Consider the following 20,221-nt stretch of genomic DNA (forward strand, 5'->3'; position numbering starts at 1 on the left):
GATCAGGGGCAGTCTGAGAGGCTGCCCGTTTAGGACAAAGAACATGGCCTGTTCATGTTTTTTCTCACAGCTTATAAATGAGGGACTTATGCCAACTCCACCTTTCCGCGCCGACCATGTCGGCAGTCTGCTCCGTCCTCGCGCGATCGCCGAGGCCCGTGCAGCACATGCCGACCCGGCAGCTTTGCGCGCCATCGAGGACGCGGAAATTCCGAACCTTATCAAGATGCAGGAAGATGTGGGCCTGCAGGTCGTGACCGACGGCGAGGCCCGTCGGGCGTTCTGGCACTTCGACTTTATGGGCATGCTGGACGGCATGGAGATGGAGGTGCGGGGCGAGGGTGTGCAGTTTCATGGCACCAGAATACCGCCTGTCCATCCGGTGATCACCGGCAAGCTTGGGTTCCCTGCCAACCACCCGATGTTGGAGCACTTCACGTTTTTGCAGGAGCGAACGACGGTCTGCCCCAAGATCTCGATTCCAGGCCCGTCCTGCATCCATTTTCGCACAGATCCCGATGATGTCCGCGTTCCCGAATATCAGGACCCGGAGGCATTGTTTGAGGCCATTGCCGCCACCTACAGGCAGGCGGTCGCAGCCTATTATGCCGTCGGCTGCAGGTATCTGCAGCTCGACGACATTTTCTTCGCCTATCTCGGAGATCCCCAGCAACGGGCGCAACGGCTGTCGATGAGGCAAGACCCCGACTGGCTTATCGATCGCTACGCCTGGATGTTGAACGAGGCGATCAAAGAACGACCTGATGACATGATGATCGGAATGCACATGTGTCGCGGCAATTTCCGTTCCACACATGCCGCGTCCGGGGGCTATGATGCAGCCGCCGACGCAATTTTCAACAAGACCAGTGTCGATATCTACTTCATGGAATACGATACGGATCGTGCTGGAGGGCTTGAGCCGCTAAGGCTCCTGCCGAAAGGCGACAAGCGTGTCATGGCGGGCTTCATCACCACGAAGACAGGGAAGCTAGAGAAAATGGATTCCCTGCGTCGTCAGTTTGATAAAGCGTCAAAATATGTCGATATGGAGCAACTTGGTATCGCTCCCCAATGTGGGTTTGCGTCCACAGAACACGGCAATGCGCTTACAGAGGACGAACAGAAACGGAAGCTGGAACTGGTGGTGCAGACGGCAGTTTCAATCTGGGGAACCCCTTAGGCGCGCACTGGTCGACGGGAAAAAGGATCGCACAGCACTTGGCTGGCGTCCAAGCCGACCCGAGGTTTCGCTCTTTGGGTTGATGGGGCGACGCCCAATCAGGACTCACAACCTGTTGCTTGGGTACAAGACGACGGTTTAGCCGTGCGGCGGTGACCGGTCCCATTTCCCTTCCTCAGCCTTATGGTAGTACTGGCTTGAGACAAGCCAGCCCTTCAGGGGGCGCAGCGGGGGGATGCAGGTGATCAGAATGACGGGTAGCGATATCAGCAGATGCAGCCACCATGCGGGCTGGAACTGAACCTCCAGCCACACGGCGAGAAGAACGCTGGGAACACACGCGAAAGTCATCACGAAGAAGGCCGGCCCATCTGCAGGTTCAGCAAAGGAATAGTCGAGGTCACAGACTTCGCACGCGGCTCGAATGGTCAAAAAACCCTGGAAAATATGACCCTGGCCGCAGCGAGGGCATCGTCCGCGGAGGCCCGTATGCATAGGGGGAAGGGGAGGCCAGACTGTCATGCTAGTTTCCTTTCGAACCGGTTGTTGACCGGTTTCCTGAACGCTAACGCGAAAACCACCCAACTTAAATGGTTGTGATTGACGCACCCCGCACGACGAACAACGTCTTACGCCTTCAGGTGTCGTCGTTCGCCGTTCAAGAGCCATGCGCTCAGCTTCCGGTGAGCGTCCCGATGGTTGTCTCTCCTTGTTTGGATCAAGAAGGCCGGGTCCCAGGAGCGCCTATGTCGCGGGCTGAGATAACGGAAGATCTACTCTTGCTCGGAAAACAGTGCGGGCTTGTGTCACCACCTGCAGCCCGGAACCTGGGGCGGATCTGCTCTGCAGTGGTGTGTTCCATCACGAGGTCCAGCCAAAGCAGGTGTTCTCTTCAGTGAACTTGACATTGCGCAAAGAGAGAAACTGTGTCGGCCGCTAGCGTATGCAGGTGCTGCATGAAAGGGTCGCGGGAATGGAACAGTCAGTGATAGAGAAGTACGGGGAGGCGCGCCTGCCTCGCTACACGAGTTACCCGACGGCTCCGCATTTTAGTCCTGAGATAATTCCTGGGACCTACGGCCGATGGCTTCGGTCGATCCCGGCGACCCAGAGGACTTCGCTCTATCTCCACATCCCTTTTTGCCGATCCATGTGCTGGTACTGCGGATGCCACACCACGATCACCGAGAAGGACAAACCGATCCTAGACTATCTGGAGATGCTGCATCGGGAGGTTGACCTGATCGCAAAGGAGAGGGGCGGTGACTTCAATGTCGGCGAAATCCACTTTGGCGGTGGAACCCCGACAATCATTGAACCTCGGGAGTTTATCACCTTGATGGACGCTCTGCGCAGCACGCTCGGGTTCGCAAGCCGGGTCAATACCGCAGTCGAGATCGATCCGCGCCGGCTGCAGCCAGAGATGATGGACGCCCTTGGCCGATCTGGGGTGACCCGAGCAAGCCTTGGTGTCCAGAGCTTCGACCCGAAGGTGCAAAAGGCGATCAACCGCATTCAATCCGCGGAAACGACCTCGGAGTGCGTCACTGGATTGCGCCAGAACGGTGTCAACGCCATCAACTTCGATCTGATCTACGGCCTGCCATATCAGACGGTCGAGTCGTGCATCGAGACAGTCGAAACAGCTGTGGCGATGGGTCCAGATCGCTTCTCGGTCTTTGGCTATGCTCATATCCCGAGCTTCAAGAAGCACCAGAGGCTGATCAACGAGTCCGCGCTCCCAAATGCGCGAGAACGTCATGCCCAGGCTGAGGCCATAGCACAGAGACTTGTTGCGGCAGGCTATCAGCGGATTGGTCTCGACCATTTTGCGCTGCCTGAGGACGAGCTGGCTATCGCCCAGCGTGAGGGTCACCTGCACCGCAATTTCCAGGGTTATACGACGGATGCCTGCGAAACGCTTATCGGCCTGGGAGCGTCGGCAATCGGCAAGCTGGGGCAAGGCTATCATCAAAACGAGGTACCACCTGGCCTTTATGCCAACCGGGTTGCTGCCGGAGAACTGCCGACCTCGAAGACCTATGGTCTAACTTCTGAAGATCGCCTGCGAGCCGATGTCATAGAACGGTTGATGTGCGATTTTAAAGCCGACATCGGGGCGCTGAGTGCAGCGCATGGTTTTGACCCCGAGTATCTGTTGACGGGGAATAATGCATTGGAAGCTCTGGAGCGCGATGGCCTCGTTCGCCGCATCGACGCGGTTGTATGGGTCGATCACCAACATCGGTTCGTGGTTCGAGCCGTTGCAGCCGCCTTCGACGCCTACCTTGCCGGTTCCGCGAGGACCTATAGCACCGCCGCCTAATGGACCGAACGCTGGTTGAGCCTCGGCAGATGCCATACGCAAATCAATGGAGGAACAGCCGATGAATATAGAGCGCGATCAAAACGGCGACTTTTTTCTGGAATCAACTGAGATTGCCGAAAAGTTCAACCTCTCGCTCGAAAGCCTTCGTGACTTCCAACAGCGAAAGCTCGTCGCCAGTACCATCGAACGCGGCGAGGGTGAGGATGCGGGATCGTTTCGCATTAGCCTACGGATCGGCAACCGTCTCTGGCGCGCGGTAGTTGACGCGGAAGATGTCGTGCGGAGAGAGACGGTCTCCACCGTTCGTCACAAGATCTGAAGGACACTGCCGCCACCGTCGGCCCGTCACTCCGACCGATGGTGATGCCAGATGTCTGGTGAGGCGACGAAGCCGGCCCGCGCACCGTCTGAAACGGGACGTGAAGCCTGTGCCTGAACCAGGCGTGCATTAGGAGGTGGTGCGGTGAAGATCGATTGACCACGGTTGATGTGACCTGGCGACATCTCTCAACCCCCCGCAACGCATCCGCACGAAAAGAACCGGAAGACTGAAGCTGGCGGTGCAAATGTTGCGGTGCAATATTGTTTCCCACCCAGCAGCCCATCGTCAAGGCGGGGGCACGCTGGACGCAGCCCATCGTTCTGCAGAGATCGTCGATGACTTCAAGCCCCAGCCGCCCTTCTGCCCGAATAGGCATTTCTTTGCTATAGCACAAATACCGTGGCCCCCTTATCGGCATAAGCGGCATGAGGATCGAACCACTCCGCCTTTGAAGGGCTCGTCATGCCGGCAATTTCCCCTTGCAGTACCATGGCGTCAACTCCAGCAGTTCTGCACCCCATAGCCTGTCTGTTTCGCCATAGAGGAGCCGATCTCTGTCGTGTCCGGCACATCCCAATTCACGGCGCGGTACGGCGCACCGTGCCTTTGCCGGATGCACTGCTCGCCGAGCTCAAGGCACGTGAGCGATCCGCCTGTCGCGCCAGGACCGATGGCTCTAAGTGTCCTCGATCATCTCGTCACATGCGACCGCAAACCCGGCCGCCGCTGCGCAGTATTCCCGCTTCCGCTTGGACAGAAGGTGGAACGGCTGGGCGGCGTCAAAAATGACGTGCCGGCCGGAGTTGGTGGACCGCGCAGATGGCCAACGCCGGTTGATGCTGCAGGTCTGGCGCAAGCACCACCCGTTGTGGCTGGCGCCCCATCGCCCCTTCTTCTTGCTGGCGGGGTTATGGGCCGCGATTGTACCATTGGCCTAGCTTGCTCCACCGGGGCTTGGCCCAGAGCCGCTGTCTTGGCATAGGCATGAAATGCTGTTCGGCATGGGCGGGGCGGCAGTGGGCGGTTACCTGCTGACGGCTCTTCCCGCCTGGACGCACGATGGAGCGGTCTCCCCCGGAACAACCCGCCTGCTGGTTGCACTGTGGATCGTCGGGCGGATCGCTTTTATGAGCGCGCCGCATTCGCCCGTCACTTTGGCCGCGACAAGCTGTTTCTTCCTTGCCCTGGGAAGCTTCCTTTCGCAGCAAGCCGCCAGGGCAAAGGCCTGGCGGAGACTGCCACTCGCGGTCGCGCCATTAATCCTTGCAGCGTTTGAGCTGCTTTCAAGCTCTGGGCCCGCGTCAGCCTACGAAGCGACGCATATGCGCGCAATGCCGCTGTTTTATGCGCTCCTCATCAGCCTTGTCGGCGGTCGCGCAATTTTGGCTTTCAGCCGCCATTGGGCCGAGCATAGTCAGTCTCGATCTTTTGTCGCGGATACCCGCTGGATATCGCAAGGTGCTGTTTCTGCGCTGATCGTCGCGATCGTTTCGATGCTGTTTGAAAAAGACGCGATCGCTGCATCATTGGCAGTTCTATCGGGTTTAGCGCAATTTTCCTGCATGCTGCGATGGCGCAGCTGGAAAACCCTTCGCTACCCCGCACTCTTTCTACTGCATCTGGCTTGGCTTTGGTTGTCCTTTGGTTTCGTGCTGGTCGGGTTCTCCTTATTGTCGGTCAGTCATGTGAGCACGATGACTGCCCTCCATGCATTGACGATGGGAGCCATGGGGACGATGTTAATTGCCATTATGGGACGGGCTGCAATGACACGGCAGGGCTCAAGATTGGTCGTGTCGCCGGTGCTGGCATTGGCCTTCGCGCTCGTGTTTCTCGCGGCAGCGGTTCGGCTATGGGCGTCTGTCGGCGGCTCTTGGGGCGGGACATTCATGCTTTACCTCGCCACAGTGCTATGGATAACAGGGTGGGTGCTGTTCCTATGGAACTTCCGCCACGCCCTGTGCGGCGAGGTTCCGCGTCCCGTGTTAAGTGCCCGATTTGGCGCGACGCCATAGCCGCGTCGGCGTCGGCTTGATCGCCGCAGGGCGTTGGTGCTCGACGCACCCAGTTCAGGCGCAATCGGCTCGGATGGCTGCCGCTTTGCCATAGTCATTGTGTGCGTCGGCAGCCACGTCGTTCCAGTTCTTCCATGGAGGCTATCGAGCGAACGCTGCGCTTTTTGCTCTCGCAATCCAGGCCGCGCCTTCTTTGGCATGGTGAAAGCCGTTGGAGAATGGCACCATCGGATAGATGGCACCCAGCTGATGGAGAGCAGATTGGGGATCGATGAGCCCGTCCAGGGCCTCGCGAAAGATCTTCGCAATACCGACCATGTCGCAGTCCTGGGGGGAGAGGCGCAAAGACCTGATGCCCGCATTGCGGATCTCCTCCAGCTCAAGCAAGAGAGCCTGACAGGTGTGCGACATGGTCTGCACTCCATTCAGGACCAGAAAGGACTGCCGCTCGAGGGTCTTTAGCGACAGGCCATCGGGCTCCTCGCCACAGACGAACTGGCAATTGTCCTTCGTCTTTCCCTTCGACCGTGCATGGGCGCAACGGGCAGAGATGGCCAAGGGAATTCGCCCGAAGCCAAAGACCTCCAGGGTCACAGGGGTCCCGTCTGCCGCGATCTGCGACACCGAAGTGAATGGCAATTCCGGCGGCAGGCAGATGCGCTCCGCTCCCCTTTGCGCAAGCAGCCGCGCCGTGGCGCTGTTGTAAACGTTGACGAGTGGACCGATCAGATGCCTGCGCCCCTTGATGAGGCCAATCGCGGAGAGATCATTCACCTCGATTTGGTGATCCGAGTTGTCAATGAGGTCTCGTATGATGCGACTTTCGCGCTCCAATGTCACCAGCGCGAGGGAGGAAAAGACCACCGTCTTGCCGGCGCGCTCCAGTCGTTCCACGACCTCAACCAGGTGTGGCTCGATGAAATGCTGCCGTTTTGAGCAGACGGTCTCGCCGAGCACGACGCGATCCACCGGCGCCTCGTCGGCGATACGGAGATAGAAGTCGCGCCATTTGGGCCCGTCCCATAAATAGTAGATCGGCCCCATCGTCAATTCGGTCATCGTCATCTCCACCGCTTCTCGTAGGCGCCGGCTGTCGTCCTTTGTCCTTCGCTCATGGCCTTCAGGCGCGCCAGGAGCGGACCGCGTGCCGCCGGTTCGGTGGAAAGCGCCTCTCGAAGCGTTGAGACGACCTCTGCCACATAGGCCTTGCCGCGCTGTCGTCCCTCGATTTTCAGAGCGGAAACGCCAGCTGCCTTCAAGGCTTCGATCTCTCCCATCACATCGAGTGAGATCGGGTCTTCGAAGGCGTAGCCGCTGGCGTCTCCGATGTCGAAGCGTCCCTTGCAGAGGGTCGGATAGCCGGCGGCTTCACCAGGGCCAAACTTGTTGATGGTGAATTCTCCGAGCTCAGACAACATCAGTGTCCCCTCCTTGCGGTAGCGCACGTGACTGGCTGGAGAACAAACCCCGTTCATGTTTGGTGATTTGCCCGTCGCGTAGGACGAAAGCGAACACCGTCCTTCCGCCATTACACACAGCCCACCGAAGACAAAGATCTCGATTTCGCACGAGACTTTGCGTTTGATCCGGGCGATATCGGCAATGGTCAGGGTGCGTGGCAGCACGACCCGTTTGGCGTCGAAGGCCTCGACCAGAAAATTGATGGCTTCCGGATTGGAAGCAGAGGCTTGTACCGAGACATGCAGCCTCTGCTCGGGATAGCGCTCTCTGACATGCGCCATCAGGCCGAAATCGGCGAGGATCAGGGCATCGGCACCAAGATTTACCGCGTCGGATGCGGCGCTGTACCATATCTCCTCGTCGCCGGCGCGCATGAACGTATTGAGCGCTACGAACGTCTGGCAATCGTTGTGTCTCCCATACGCGATTGCCTCCCGCAATTCCTCGCGGCTAAAGTTGAGGCCGGGGAAATTGCGTGCATTTGTCTCGTCGCGAAAGCCGCAATAGACGGCGTCGGCGCCAGCATCGACGGCCTGTCGAAATGCGGCCGGCGTACCGGCAGGACATATAAGTTCCATTCAAGCCATCTCCTTCAGGGCCCTGCGTCGAACTTCTGTCGCGAATTTTGCACACAGTGGAGCGAGGGGGCCACCGAGCTGCGCGAGATCCCTGGGCAGGTCGATGTCGCAGTCATCGAGCGCGTTGCGCAGGGCGAGGATTGCTTCCATATCGCCCGAGACTTGAAGATCGCGGGAAAAAAACAGTGCATCTGCATCGCAACGGCCCTCCAGCAGCGCCAGCAGCATGACGAGAGGAGCCTCGACACCGGCATCCGCAGAGACGACAGCACCCTTGCGTTTGAGCGAAAGGCTTGGGCCTCCCGGTTCGACAAGGAAGATGAGGGGCAGGTCCGTTGGCGTGAACGAGAACCGGCAACCGCGGTACTCGCCCAGACGATCAAACAGGTCGGGATGGGCTTCAAGCAGGCGCTGGAACAGGCGTTGTGTGACGTGTTGTACCGGGATGATCGGCAAGGCGTCGAGCGGCATGGCGAGCAGGGATGTCAATCGCATTCTGGTGTTTTCATCGGTATCGGGAGGTGGAGACTAGTCGCGCCAACACCGATGCTGATTGCGCCAGCGCAAAGACGCGGACGATCTCGGCCGCCATATGCAAACCATGACCGACAAAGTACCGCCTCGTCGCTACGGTGGCCTTCAAGCCTTTCTTCACGAACTCGAACAGAGGGGCCAACTTGTCCGCATCAAACGCCCCGTCAGCCTGGTGCACGAGATTACCGAGGTTCATCGACGGGTGATCGAGCAGGGCGGGCCGGCACTGCTTTTTGAACATCCGGTTGCTCCCGACGGGTCGGCTGCCGGCATGCCGCTAGTCGCGAACCTCTTGGGCACGCGCGCGCGCATAGAATTGGGTTTTGGCATCGGGTCCGGCCAGATCGGCAGCCTTGCCAACCTCCTTGCCGATCTAAAGGAGCCGAGGCCGCCCGCGTCTTTGGGCGATGCAATGAGGCAATTGCCCCTGCTGCAGGCTGCACTGTCGCTGGGATGTCGGCGTGTGTCGTGGGCGCCGTGCCAGGACGTCGTCCTGCGAGGAGAGGACATCGATCTTGCTCGGTTGCCGATCCAGTGGTGCTGGCCCGGGGAACCGGCACCTCTCGTGACATGGCCTTTGGTCATTACCTGTTCGCCAGTCGATTCCAACGACGTGAATGTCGGGGTCTATCGGCTGCAGGTCCTTGGTCGCGATCGCTTGATTACACGCTGGCTTGCCCATAGAGGTGCGGCTCGGCACCATCGCCAGTGGCAGGCGCTGGGCAAAGACATGCCGATCGCCGTCGTCATCGGTGCCGATCCTCAGACGATCCTGTCTGCAGTCATGCCGCTGCCGGAGACAATGAGCGAGCTTGCCATCGCGGGTGTCTTGCGGCGAAGGCGAAGTCGTGTCGTTCGCGCGCTGACCCAGCCTATCGACATCCCGGCAACCGCCGAAATTGTGCTTGAAGGGACCGTCTCGGCTTCTGAGAACGCCCCCGAAGGCCCCTATGGCGATCACACCGGATACTACAATTCCGTCGAGCCGTTTCCGGTGATGACGCTCAGTGCCATGACCATGTGCCGGAGCCCGATCTATCTGTCGACCTACACCGGCCGTCCACCCGACGAACCGTCGGTTCTGGGAGAGGCGATGAACGATCTGTTCGTGCCGCTGGCAAAGCGCCAGTTTCCCGAGATCGTCGATCTGTGGCTGCCACCCGAAGCCTGTTCCTATCGTGCCATTGTCGTCGCGATTGACAAGCGTTATCCGGGCCAGGCCCGGCGTGTCATGCTGGGGCTGTGGTCGATGCTGCCGCAATTCAGCTATACAAAACTGATTATCGTCGTCGATCCGGACGTCGATATTCGCAATTGGAGCGATGTTGTCTGGGCTCTGTCGACGCGTTTCGACGCCTCGCGCGACATGGTGACCCTCACCGGCACACCCATAGACTACCTGGATTTTGCCTCCCCGAAAGCGGGATTGGGCGGCAAGCTTGGTCTTGACGCGACCAACAAGCTTGGCCCGGAAACCGACCGGGAGTGGGGGAGAGTGCTTCAGATGACGCCGGAGGTTTGTTCGACCGTTGACCGGCTCTGGGCCGAACTCGGCATTGGCTGGGCGGAATGAAAAATCGCGTCATTCTTGGGATTTCGGGAGCATCTGGAGCCTTGATCGGGCTCGAGATCGGCAGAATCCTGTCCGCCATGGAGGATGTGGAGCTCCACGTCGTCGTAACCAGCGCAGCACGCCGCACCATCGCGCACGAAGCCGGAACCGAAGCGCTGGGGCGACTGATCGGCCATGCCGATTGCTTCCATGCGGAAGCCGACATCGGCGCCTCAATTGCCAGCGGCTCGTTCCACACCTCCGGCATGATCGTGGCTCCTTGTTCCATGCGATCGCTGGCGGCGATCGCCTCCGGTCTCACCGACAATCTGCTGCTGCGGGCCGCCGATGTCCAACTCAAGGAGCGGCGCCGTCTGGTGCTTCTGGCCCGTGAGACGCCGCTCCATCTCGGTCACTTGCGCAACATGGTATCGGTAACGGAGATAGGCGCGATCGTCATGCCGCCGGTTCCAGCTTTCTATCGCAAACCGACGTCAATAGACGAAGTCGTTTCCCACCTTGCTGCCAGAGCGGTCGATCTCCTGCAAATCTCCAGCGCACGGCTTGCCGTGGAGTGGCAGGGGTGAGCAAACCACCCCGTGGTATCATTCTTCCAAAGGCCTAAGCGGCATGTCGAATACGACATGTCGCTGGAATCCCGATATTCATTCCAAACTGCGGCGGACACTGGGGTCACGGCCGGGCCGGCACCAGCGCGGCCAGGTGGTTGTCCAGTATCAAGCGACAGGTGGGCTCGAATGAGTGAGACACCGCGTTTGACGGCACAGTCTATGGCAACCAAAATCTCGGCCAGAATATCGGGGCGCTGGTTTTAGCGTTCCGAGTCGCACTGTTCCATAATGCGTCACGCCACAGCCGGCTTCACTAGCCCAACGCCTTCGTCCCGACTGCTGCGCGAACGCCGCCACAACCATAGTGCCCGCAGATGATGATTTGCCTCACCCCGAGCTGGTACGCTGCGTACTTCATCACGGACACCCTATATGGTGACACGCCTGACGCCTATCGCTCATGCGCCAGACCCGCATCAAGGGCTTCGGAGAGGTCGTCAATGAGATCTTGAGTTTCCTCTAAACCCACCGACAGCCTGAGAAGTGAATCGGATATTCCCGCGGTAGCGCGGGCTGCCGGCCCCATGCCCAGATGCGTCATGGTGGCGGGGTGAGCGATGAGACTCTCTACGCCGCCGAGTGATTCCGCCAGCGTGAATAGTTTCAAGGAGCTGATGAACGTTCGACGACCTGCCTCGCCAAGGTTTGCCTCAAAGCTTAGCATCGCTCCAAATCCCTTCTGCTGAGAGGAAGCGATGGCGTGCCCGGGGTCCCTGGCAAGTCCGGGATAAAACACCTTTTGTACTGCGGGATGAGCAACCAGCAGGTCGGCAATGGCCGTGGCAGAGCGCTGCTGTGCTTCGATGCGAGGGAATAAAGTCCGCAGCCCCCGAAGGGTGAGATAGGCGTCAAAGGGAGAGCCGGTAATGCCGGTGAGGCTGGCCCAGGCGGCCAGCTCTTCACCATCCGCGCGATCAGCGGTCACCAATGCACCGCCAACGACATCTGAATGACCATTGAGATATTTCGTGGTTGAGTGGATGACGAAGTCGGCGCCCAGGCGCAGAGGGTTCTGCAGCGCCGGTGAAAGAAATGTGTTGTCGACGGCCAGCTTCGCGTCGGCTTTTTTCGCCATGGAGGCCACGGCAGCAATGTCCACTACTCGCATCAGTGGGTTTGACGGCGTTTCGACAAGCACCAGCCGGGGACGGAGCGCAAATGCCTCCCTAAGGGCAGTCCTGTTGTTCTGATCGACGAACAGGGTCCTGAAGTGGCCGCGCTCGGCTCTGCCCTGGATAAGTCTGTAGCTGCCGCCATAGCAGTCGTGAGGAGCCAGCAGCAGATCATGGGGCTGGAGTATCGAAAGCGCCAGATCCAGTGCCGACATCCCCGATGCGGTCACAATTCCCAAGACTCCTCCCTCCAGCGATGCAAGCGTCTCGGCGAGCTGATCTCGCGTCGGGTTACTTGTTCGGGAATACTCGTGTTGCCGCGCTCGCCCGAAATCTTCAAATGTATAGGTGCTGGACAGATAGACGGGGGGAGTCACCGCACCGAAGGCCGTGTCTTGGGCGATTCCTTGAGATACTGAGACCGTGCGCGGGGACTTCGTTTTCGACATTGATCGCTCTCCTCTTGCTTGATGCCACTTGGTGGCGGCGTCTTCCGATCAATGGAGTTCACCCCTGATGTGGAGGCCGAACTCTGTTTTGCTCAAGCTGCCTTCCCATCGCCCGACCGTTGTACCGGAAGGTGTTTCATCGCAGCAGAGAGCAGATCCGTCTGGGAAATAAGTCCCAATACCCGTTCCAGTTCGTCGACCACGATGACCGCGTGATGGCGGCCGTCCGTCAACGCAGAGGCCAGTTTCAGCGCGGGTTCCCGGGGTTGGGCCGTGATGGCAGTGGTCATGATCTCTGACAGCGTGCCTGTTCTCGTGGCAATCTCGCGCAGGCCGACAGTTCCCACCAACCGCCCATCCGTTCCAACGACAGGAAGAGTTCGGATGTTATGCTTGATCAGTAACCACTGCGCCTGATCGACTGTCCGGTCTATTGTGATGGAGACGATGTCCTTCGACATGATATCTATGCAGCGGACCTCGCTGTTGGAGCGAGATACCGCTTCCAGCTCCACTTGCCGAAGCAACCGGCTAAGATCTTCCCGACCGATGTCGAAGGCTTCGTTCATTTTCTTCAAGGCGGCGTCGATGTCCACTTCGTCGAATCCCAGCCGGTGATCAGAGGGCAGGTCGCGGGTTTGATGAGCATTTTCGACTGGCACTGCCACATGCGGGTAGTTGTGACGGGAAAGCTTGTGGAAAAGGAGGCCCAGCCCGACCAAGATGCAGGAGTTCAATGCGACTGGCACAAATGGGAAGAGAATGCCCCAACTTGTTACCGCCGATCCCCCAAGCACCGCAGTCAGTGCGGCTGCACCTCCTGGAGGATGAAGGGAGCGTGTAAATGACATGGCCGCAATGGCGAGGGAGACGCCGGCCCCTGTTGCCAGGACCGGGTCGTCGATCACCATGGCCGCGATCACCCCCACCAGCGCAGAGATTGTGTTCCCCCCGATGATGGGCCAGGGCTGCGCCAGCGGGCTGGCCGGAACTGCAAACAACAGCACCGCCGAGGCGCCCATCGGTGCGACGAGCAAAGGCAGATGAGAAGCGTCGCTGAACAGAAAGCCAGAGAGCATCCCAGTCAACGCGATGGCGGTGAGGGCGCCGAGGCATCCGAGCAACCGATCCCTCAGCGTCGCTCCCAGGAGGATCGGCCGGAACATCCAGTTGTGACGGCGCCCAGACGCCTTCGGTGGATCGGAAAACAGCATCAGTATGAACAGCCTTGGGAACTAGTGCTCAAGAGAGTGACCGGATGGAGCGCCTGAAGATTGCGAGACAACAACCCGCTCGAATGCCGTGAAGAGGTCACTGACGTAATCGGGTTTTCTGACCAGCACCGTTTCAACGCACGCGATTTCATGGGTGCGAACGTCTGAGGTCCAGTTCAGCATGTTCAATACGCTCTCCGGGACAACCCCGATGGCATTGCCGCCAAGCACGGTCGCGAGAATTGAGTGGTAGGAGCTCATCTCCGACGTACGAATGTAACCGCCCCGCCCAAGCCATCGCTCCGCCACATTTCGGTAGGTGCAACCCGGCTCCAGCGCCGCCAAGGTGTGCACCTGGACATCCCCCGGGCCCTGGAGTGGCGGGTGGCTCGCCGGCAAAACGAGAAGAAGGCGCTCTTCGTACGCCGTTGTCGCACAAAGGCCGCCAAGATTATTGGTGCTATACCACTCCGGTTGCATCTCCGCAGGCGGCTTGGCGACGAAGGCGCAATCGAGCTCGTCCGATAAGACGGAAACGATCAGCTCACGAGTGGCGGCAATGGTCAGTGGCAGATGCGCACCCGGGTGGCTTTCAGAGAGCCGCCTGAGAACTGGAGGCAGCCTGCTGGCAGCTGTGCTTTCCATGGTTCCCACTCTCAGGATACCCGCCTCTGCGAACGGCTTCACGGCAAGCCGTGCCTCTCTTGCCAGCGCCGTCAGTCTTTTGGCGTAAGGCAGAAACAGCCCACCCTCCCGGGTCAGGTTCATTCTCTTGCCCTCTCGACTGAAGAGGCTTGCTCCGAGCTCTTCTTCCAAATTCTGGATGCGGGTCGAAACATTCGACGGCGCCCGCCCTAGCTGACGGGCGGCACGTGTCACGCTGCCCTGTTCCGCAACGGCTAAAAAGATCTCTAGAAATGTCGGATCCAAATTATGTTCTCGCATCAGGAACGAACAGGCATTATTATTCCTTATTCGATCCAATTCTCAAGGGCTGGTGGGAGGCCCGTGTTCGAAAGTCGGCGTAAAAAAAGGAACAGATTTCTCAATGATTGATCACTTGGAGAATGAAGATCCAGAGTTTGCTTCCCCTGCATGTCTGATGCATGAAGTGGATCCCGCCTATATGGGACTCGGTTCGGAGTGCCGCGATATTGGTGCTTGGCGACGTGTTGAGCGGCGGCGCCTCATGGAAATGAGGGCGCTGACGCCTTTGGCGGAGCGAGAGGAGCGAACGCGCGCCCTTTGTCGCCGACTCGACGATGTTCTGCCGCCTGACTTGCGGAAAACAATCAGCCTTTTTTGGCCCATGAGGGGTGAACCGGATCTTCGAACGTGGATGTCGTCACTGCGCGACCGGGGTGCCACCTGCCTGCTGCCCGTCGTCATCCAGAAGAACTGCCCGCTGGTGTTCCGCCCCTGGCAGCAGGGAGACCTCTTGGAGCGAGGCTTTTTCAACATTCCTGTTCCCGTGCGAGGGGAAGAGCATTTGCCGGAGATTGTCATTGCTCCTGTGATTGGCTTTGACAGCGGTTGCTACAGGCTCGGCTTTGGAGGAGGCTACTTCGACCGTACCCTCGCGGCGTTTAGCTCAAGGCCGCTGGTGATCGGCATTGGCTATGAATTTCAAAGAATTGGGAGCATTCATCCTCAAGCACATGACATCCCAATGGACCTGATCGTCACGGACCAGAGCAGCATGGTGAGAGAAGAGCCCCGCAGCCTCCTCTCCGGGCATCACAAATGTGAGGCATGAGATGGACGGCGCGGGTCTCCTTTTGATACGACCACTGTTGCTGATCGGTGCAATTTCCTTCAGCTGGAACCAGTTCGTAGCCACTTTTGATCCTGGCATCAAAATGGAGGTGCGACACTTGATCCCTGCCACCATTGCCACCTCTGTTGCTCTCGCTGCGATCGCGCTGGCCTACAGGCAACACGGCCCGCTTCTTGGTAGCCTGATCTCGATTCCTGGCCTTCTGGCGGCAGTGCTTCAATATTCCCACCACAGGACCGAGCCAGCGTCGTCCGTAGCAGCGACAGGGTTTCTTCTGGCATATATTTGGACAGGTAAAGGCTGATCAGGAGGCCGCAGAAATGATGTATGCTCCCCACATGCCACACAGATGGGAACCATGGTACGCGTGGTATCCGGTTGTGGTCGATGGTGACAGCCTCTTCTGGCTCGAATTCGTCTGGCGGCGCAAAAGGCTCAAGGGCGGCTGGAACTACAGGACCATCAGGTCTCTTCTCGAGGAGCAGGTGGCCGAGATGTCTTTTCCGATTTACGAGGGCTTCTAGCGCATGCTGCACGCGCTGCTATTGGATCTTGCCCGGATGCGCATACGAACTTCACGTGACCGCAGGTGTATCACAAAAGCCTTCCCCTTGTTCGCGGGCCAATCGGCTGACGTCTGCCGCGCATGTTCACCCTTGCCTTCGAGGCGGGCAAACCTCCACCTGATCGGGATCAAATGACCTTTAATCGTGACAGTTGCCGCTCTCATCTTTAGTATCATCATTGGCTCTGTCCGGGCCAGAACGAACGAGGAGCTTGACGTCATGCATCCTGATCTCTCTGCCAGAGCCGCCCGCTCAGCCGCGTTGCAGGAGCAGACGGCTGCTGAGATGCAGGCGATCGGCGTGGACCAAGCCCTGATTATCACTCTCGTCGAGACCTTTTATCAAAATGTGCGTGCCCACCCCGAGCTCGGCCCCGTCTTTGACGCCCGCCTTGCTGGCCGCTGGCCACAACACATGGAGAAGATGGTCGCCTTCTGGTCTTCTGTGACCTTGCGCACCGGCGCCTATGGCGGCAAGCCGGTCCAGGCGCACCTTGGTGTGGCGCAGATGACGCCGGAGCTCTTTCATCAATGGCTGGCGCTGTTTTCCAAGACCCTCGACGCCGTTGCTCCGAGCCAGGAAGCCAAAACCTGGTTCATGGCAACCGCTGAGCGCATCGCCAAGAGCCTGATGCTCTCGCTCTTCTACAACCCCGCGCTTGACGATCCGCTCGTGCGCGGCGGCTGACGCCATGACGCCAGATTGGTCGCAGCTTGCCCTGCTTGACTTCGTCGTCTATCGAGGCCATGTTCAGCTCATGTTGACCAAGCGCCATAACAATTCCAAGCGGGCATGCCTTATCGCAGGCATGTGACCCCGGCCAGGTCGCGTCGCGCCTTGGCCGCGGGGCAGGCTTGCTCTACGCATCGCGGTTGAAGCAGGCACAGAAGCGACAGTCATCTCACATCACAATTGACCGACGTAGCCGCCTATGGCGCAGCTGCGCTCAGCGAGGAAACCAGTAATGGCTCCCGAAGAAAGATCTCACCGCAAGCCGGCCATCACGGTCACTCAATCCGACCACGATCGACTCTCGCGGCTTGCCGAGGCGCATGCTGCGCGCAGTCCGGCAGTCTCTGAAGAACTTCTGGCAGAGCTCGACCGAGCCCGTATTGTTCAAGATGGCAGGATTGCGGTTCGCGTGGTGCAGATGGGCTCCACCCTCCGTTTTACCAGCGATCTCGGAGAAGACCGCACCGTGACCCTCGTCTTCCCCGGCGAGGCCGATATTGCCGCCGGCAAGGTTTCAATCCTCACCCCCATTGGCGCAGCGCTGATCGGCCTTGCGGCCGGCCAGTCGATCGACTGGATCGCCCGAGACGGCCGCGCCCATCGTCTCACCGTGAAAAGCGTTGAGGCGCCAGCCGCAAGCTTTGCATCCTATGCGGTCGGTGCGGAATTTCGGTCCGCATCATGATGGCTTGTCCGCTGCCTTGCCGGCTCTCGCTTTATGGAGGCTGCCTTATCGCAGGATAATTGCCCCTGCACCGCCACGCGCGGGCAGGGGATCTCCCGGTCATGTTCATGTGCATGCTCCCCTAACGGAGCAAAGGAGAACTGCGATATGTCGAACGACAATTTCATCCTTTCAACCAAGGATTTTACCATTCTCGAGGCAATGTGCGACGATCCGTTCGGTCATTACGACCTGCTTGTGCCGCTCATCCGCCGCAAGATCGACAGGGCCATCGTCGTGTTTCGGGACGATCTGCCGCGTGAGATTGCCAGCATCAACAGCCGGGTCGCTTTCAGCGTCAACGGCGGTGAAAGCGACACCCGGGTACTTTCAACCGGTCAGCTAACCGCTCCGGTCGGCATGCTGCTGCCCATCACGACCGCGCGTGGTCTGGCGCTCCTCGGTCTTGGCGAAGGACAGGAGATTGTCTGGACCAATGCCGACGGCGTGCAGGAGCGCATCCTGCTCCACAAGGTGGAATATCAGCCAGAGGCTTCCCGGCGCGAACGCCAAGCCTTGGGTCAGTCAACCGTCCCCCTGAAGCACAAGCCCATGCTTCGAATCGTGCCCGGCGGGACCAGACAGGCGCAGCCTTCGATGTCCGCCGCGCTGGATGGTCATGACGATCCGGGTCCCTCGGCTGCCTGAGTCGCCCGGTTACAAGGTGCAGTTGCGCGCCTGGCACTGGACGCGCAACTGCGGCAGAAAAAGAAAGACGATCTGGCATGTCAAATAACGTTCCTGCGCCGGATGTGCGTTGTACCGCGTTCGCTCACGGCCTCTTCTGGATGGGGCTCAGCATGGTGGCATTCGTCGGCATGTCGGTTGGCTCACGCGAACTGGCGGCTACGCTGTCGATCCAGCAGGTGCTGTTCTTCCGCGCACTCATCGGGCTCTTTGTTATCTTGATGTTCGGCCGCGTGCTCCTGCCGGAGCTGCGTGACAGAAAACTGATCCGGCTGCATTTCCTTCGCAATATTGTGCACTTCTTTGCCCAGTATCTGTGGACAATCGGGGTTGTCCTGCTGCCGCTCGCATCGGTCTTTGCGCTCGAATTTACAATGCCGATCTGGGTCGCATTTTTCGCGTTTCTGTTGCTCAAAGAGAGACTGACGACGGCGCGCCTGATGGCCACTGTCGCCGGTTTCATTGGTGTCCTTGTCATCGTCCGCCCCGGTATAGGAATGGTCGATCCGGCCGCCGGTCTGGTGCTGGTCGCCGCTGCCGGTTACGGTCTGTCGCTGGTCTTCGTCAAACAGCTGACCCGCCACGTCTCGCCAGGCGCTATTGTCGTCTGGATGATTCTCATCCAGCTGCCGCTCGGCTTCCTGGCCTCGCTCACGGACTGGCGGGCCGTCCATCTCACCGATATTCCCTGGATGCTGCTCGCTGGCCTTGGTGCACTTGCCGCCCATTACTGTCAGGCGCAGGCACTCAAACGCCTCGACGCCTCGGTCGTCATGCCAATTGACTTCCTGCGCGTGCCGATGGCTGCGATCGTCGGCTACTATGCCTATGCCGAAGCCATAGATCTGTGGGTATTCCTCGGCGGCGGAATAATTCTGTTTTCCAACTACCAAGCAGTGATGACGGAGCGTCGCCTGGCCATGACGTAGGATGCCCAGGATCGAAGGGTGCTTTTCAATACACATGGCAGCCTGTCAGCCGAGGTTCTCATCGATGCAGGCCGATAGATCGTTCTACGATTGTTTAAACAATTGACTCACGGATCGAACAAAGGGTTCACATCGCGTGCCTTCCTCTGAAGGCTTCGTTGCGCCACCAACGGGCGAGGTTCATCAAGAGGAAGCGCTGCTCGGAGACCACGTCATGTGCATCGGGGTATCCGTAGGGCAGCATACTGTCGTCAATCCGAGCGGAGCCAAGACGGGATTACCGGATGCGACGACGAGAAGGGCGACGGACCGGCTGGGCTACGCGCAGAGTGTCCCCTCTGCGGGGAAGTCGCCCGACCTTCACTGCCTGAACCTTGGAAACAGCTTCGTATTCTCCAGGTGTCCATGGGCGACGAGATCGTCACACAACTTCCGCATGCCCGCGTAAAGTGCTCGCCAAGAGTTGCAGGCCCCGGCGGGCACCGAAAGCCCATGGGTGACATCCTCAATCTCTCCGGTGTAGCGTGCCTCCGCTTGATGTTTTTCGCACATTCCGGTCAACAGCACTCGTACCATTTCGCTGTCACCGCTTTGCATCATGGGAAACAGGACCTGCTCTTCCTCGCGCATGCGCTCTTCAAGATCTCGCTGCAGCCTCACGAGGACGTCAGCCAGCCCCAAGGGTGCTTCCGGATGCTCCCCATGAACCCGCTCGACCTTCTCGGCAAGCGGGATGAGTGAATTCAGCTCCGCCCGATGTGCCTCATGATAGCGGCCCAGGATATGGGATATAAGCAAACCTGTATCTTGGGGTGCATCTTGCCCGGCACTGTCGACAAGCGCCTGCAAGTCATGCATTAAAGTCTCAACGGGAATGCCAGCCGCTGCCGCCGCCTCTGCCAGCGAATGCTGACCGCCGCAACAAAAGCTGACGCCGTGACGACGAAAGACACCTGCTGCGCCGGGTAGGCCGGCGGCGAACGTAGCTACTGTCTGATTGGTATCGATATCGCTCATGGTCGAACCCCCTTGCTCTTACTTAAACGACCCGGACCAACCAATGTGGAGCCGTAACCTCTCGTCTAAAGAGGTGCGGGGATCTTTCTTTGCGCCGCCGCAAACAGGTTGAGCAAACATCCGGCTGAGGTCGGCGCTCCCCTCGAGCGCACCCAGGTCCCGATGGCACGACACGTCCTCCGGCGCCCGCTGCAAGCTACGTCCATGAGAGGGGCTGGATGCTTTCCCCAGGTTCCAGGCTTAGTTCCGGACGACGATGCAGCGCGACAATCGGCCCGTTGCCCTGGAAGTCTGACCCTTGACGCACTCCTGGTGGATTCGCGCTCGCCCATTCAGCGGGCGGCGGCGAAAGCACGTCTCCAATCGAATAGTTCCACGTGCAGCCGGGACCGTCGTCGCCGCTCGCGT

22 protein-coding genes are annotated in these 20,221 nt (G+C 59.3%); 13 read left to right on the plus strand and 9 right to left on the minus strand.

Features of this window, described 5'->3' with window-relative positions:
- Positions 1 to 88: 88 nt before the first annotated feature.
- Complete coding sequence (locus EO99_RS0122560; protein ID WP_029620831.1) at positions 89 to 1,183, plus strand: 5-methyltetrahydropteroyltriglutamate--homocysteine S-methyltransferase; 1,095 nt, start codon at positions 89 to 91, stop codon at positions 1,181 to 1,183.
- 138 nt (positions 1,184 to 1,321) lie between these two features.
- Here EO99_RS0122560 and EO99_RS0122565 read toward each other — a convergent pair whose 3' ends face one another.
- Positions 1,322 to 1,705: a DUF983 domain-containing protein gene (locus tag EO99_RS0122565; RefSeq protein WP_029620832.1), complete on the minus strand. Its 384-nt coding sequence runs from the start codon at positions 1,703 to 1,705 to the stop codon at positions 1,322 to 1,324.
- A 451-nt stretch (positions 1,706 to 2,156) separates the two neighbouring features.
- Here EO99_RS0122565 and hemN point away from each other — a divergent pair, with 451 nt between their 5' ends.
- The 3 genes from hemN (at position 2,157) to EO99_RS26030 (ending at position 5,849) form a co-directional block, all read left to right on the plus strand.
- Complete coding sequence (gene hemN / locus EO99_RS0122570) at positions 2,157 to 3,509, plus strand: oxygen-independent coproporphyrinogen III oxidase (RefSeq protein WP_029620833.1); 1,353 nt, start codon at positions 2,157 to 2,159, stop codon at positions 3,507 to 3,509.
- A gap of 61 nt (positions 3,510 to 3,570) precedes the next feature.
- Entirely contained in the window at positions 3,571 to 3,831 is a 261-nt protein-coding gene (locus EO99_RS0122575) for a DUF6522 family protein (protein ID WP_029620834.1), read from the plus strand.
- A gap of 971 nt (positions 3,832 to 4,802) precedes the next feature.
- The gene (locus EO99_RS26030; RefSeq protein ID WP_268871318.1) at positions 4,803 to 5,849 is read left to right on the plus strand and encodes an NnrS family protein; all 1,047 of its coding nucleotides are present in this window, start codon (positions 4,803 to 4,805) and stop codon (positions 5,847 to 5,849) included.
- A 141-nt stretch (positions 5,850 to 5,990) separates the two neighbouring features.
- On the opposite strand, the gene ubiV is transcribed toward EO99_RS26030, so the two are convergent.
- From ubiV to ubiT, 3 genes are read right to left on the minus strand one after another with little or no spacing between them, the layout of a single operon-like run.
- Positions 5,991 to 6,914, minus strand: coding sequence for a ubiquinone anaerobic biosynthesis protein UbiV (gene ubiV / locus EO99_RS0122585; RefSeq protein ID WP_029620835.1), 924 nt, complete (start codon positions 6,912 to 6,914; stop codon positions 5,991 to 5,993).
- The gene (gene ubiU, locus EO99_RS0122590; RefSeq protein ID WP_029620836.1) at positions 6,911 to 7,888 is read right to left on the minus strand and encodes a ubiquinone anaerobic biosynthesis protein UbiU; all 978 of its coding nucleotides are present in this window, start codon (positions 7,886 to 7,888) and stop codon (positions 6,911 to 6,913) included. Before ubiU ends, ubiV begins: the two co-directional genes overlap by 4 nt.
- A complete protein-coding gene (gene ubiT, locus EO99_RS0122595) occupies positions 7,889 to 8,383 on the minus strand; it encodes a ubiquinone anaerobic biosynthesis accessory factor UbiT (RefSeq protein WP_029620837.1) in 495 nt (164 codons plus the stop codon).
- 106 nt (positions 8,384 to 8,489) lie between these two features.
- Here ubiT and EO99_RS0122600 point away from each other — a divergent pair, with 106 nt between their 5' ends.
- Positions 8,490 to 9,995, plus strand: a complete 1,506-nt coding sequence (locus EO99_RS0122600) for a UbiD family decarboxylase (protein ID WP_029620838.1) — start codon at positions 8,490 to 8,492, stop codon at positions 9,993 to 9,995.
- Complete coding sequence (locus EO99_RS0122605) at positions 9,992 to 10,561, plus strand: UbiX family flavin prenyltransferase (RefSeq protein ID WP_029620839.1); 570 nt, start codon at positions 9,992 to 9,994, stop codon at positions 10,559 to 10,561. The genes EO99_RS0122600 and EO99_RS0122605 overlap by 4 nt, the downstream gene beginning before the upstream one ends.
- Positions 10,562 to 10,859: 298 nt before the next feature.
- Here EO99_RS0122605 and EO99_RS27010 read toward each other — a convergent pair whose 3' ends face one another.
- The 4 genes from EO99_RS27010 to EO99_RS0122620 all read right to left on the minus strand — a co-directional run bounded on the left by EO99_RS27010 (position 10,860) and on the right by EO99_RS0122620 (position 14,311).
- On the minus strand, positions 10,860 to 10,964 hold the full coding sequence (locus tag EO99_RS27010) for a carbonic anhydrase (protein ID WP_081852169.1): 105 nt from the start codon (positions 10,962 to 10,964) through the stop codon (positions 10,860 to 10,862).
- 33 nt (positions 10,965 to 10,997) lie between these two features.
- Positions 10,998 to 12,167, minus strand: a complete 1,170-nt coding sequence (gene metB / locus EO99_RS0122610) for a cystathionine gamma-synthase (RefSeq protein WP_029620840.1) — start codon at positions 12,165 to 12,167, stop codon at positions 10,998 to 11,000.
- 92 nt (positions 12,168 to 12,259) lie between these two features.
- A complete protein-coding gene (locus EO99_RS0122615) occupies positions 12,260 to 13,381 on the minus strand; it encodes an HPP family protein (protein ID WP_029620841.1) in 1,122 nt (373 codons plus the stop codon).
- 21 nt (positions 13,382 to 13,402) lie between these two features.
- Positions 13,403 to 14,311 carry a LysR family transcriptional regulator gene (locus tag EO99_RS0122620; protein WP_029620842.1) on the minus strand — a complete coding sequence of 303 codons (909 nt, stop codon included), beginning with the start codon at positions 14,309 to 14,311 and terminating at the stop codon, positions 13,403 to 13,405.
- A 118-nt stretch (positions 14,312 to 14,429) separates the two neighbouring features.
- Here EO99_RS0122620 and EO99_RS0122625 point away from each other — a divergent pair, with 118 nt between their 5' ends.
- The 7 genes from EO99_RS0122625 (at position 14,430) to EO99_RS0122655 (ending at position 18,796) form a co-directional block, all read left to right on the plus strand.
- On the plus strand, positions 14,430 to 15,137 hold the full coding sequence (locus tag EO99_RS0122625) for a 5-formyltetrahydrofolate cyclo-ligase (protein WP_077067153.1): 708 nt from the start codon (positions 14,430 to 14,432) through the stop codon (positions 15,135 to 15,137).
- 1 nt (position 15,138) lies between these two features.
- Positions 15,139 to 15,462 (plus strand): hypothetical protein, encoded by a 324-nt coding sequence (locus EO99_RS0122630; RefSeq protein WP_029620844.1) that lies wholly within the window; start codon positions 15,139 to 15,141, stop codon positions 15,460 to 15,462.
- A 16-nt stretch (positions 15,463 to 15,478) separates the two neighbouring features.
- Entirely contained in the window at positions 15,479 to 15,682 is a 204-nt protein-coding gene (locus EO99_RS0122635) for a hypothetical protein (RefSeq protein WP_051680028.1), read from the plus strand.
- 261 nt (positions 15,683 to 15,943) lie between these two features.
- Positions 15,944 to 16,411 (plus strand): group III truncated hemoglobin, encoded by a 468-nt coding sequence (locus tag EO99_RS0122640; protein ID WP_029620846.1) that lies wholly within the window; start codon positions 15,944 to 15,946, stop codon positions 16,409 to 16,411.
- A 277-nt stretch (positions 16,412 to 16,688) separates the two neighbouring features.
- Positions 16,689 to 17,141, plus strand: coding sequence for a nucleoside diphosphate kinase regulator (gene rnk / locus EO99_RS0122645; RefSeq protein ID WP_051680029.1), 453 nt, complete (start codon positions 16,689 to 16,691; stop codon positions 17,139 to 17,141).
- Positions 17,142 to 17,288: 147 nt separating this feature from the next.
- On the plus strand, positions 17,289 to 17,828 hold the full coding sequence (locus tag EO99_RS0122650) for a hypothetical protein (RefSeq protein ID WP_037112729.1): 540 nt from the start codon (positions 17,289 to 17,291) through the stop codon (positions 17,826 to 17,828).
- A gap of 140 nt (positions 17,829 to 17,968) precedes the next feature.
- The gene (locus EO99_RS0122655) at positions 17,969 to 18,796 is read left to right on the plus strand and encodes a DMT family transporter (protein WP_081852170.1); all 828 of its coding nucleotides are present in this window, start codon (positions 17,969 to 17,971) and stop codon (positions 18,794 to 18,796) included.
- A 360-nt stretch (positions 18,797 to 19,156) separates the two neighbouring features.
- Here the strand turns inward: EO99_RS0122655 and EO99_RS0122660 are convergent, their stop codons facing one another.
- On the minus strand, positions 19,157 to 19,813 hold the full coding sequence (locus tag EO99_RS0122660) for a DUF542 domain-containing protein (protein WP_029620850.1): 657 nt from the start codon (positions 19,811 to 19,813) through the stop codon (positions 19,157 to 19,159).
- Positions 19,814 to 20,221: the final 408 nt, after the last annotated feature.

It is taken from the genome of Pseudorhizobium marinum (assembly GCF_000705355.1).
Classification (GTDB): Bacteria; Pseudomonadota; Alphaproteobacteria; order Rhizobiales; family Rhizobiaceae; genus Neorhizobium; species Neorhizobium pelagicum.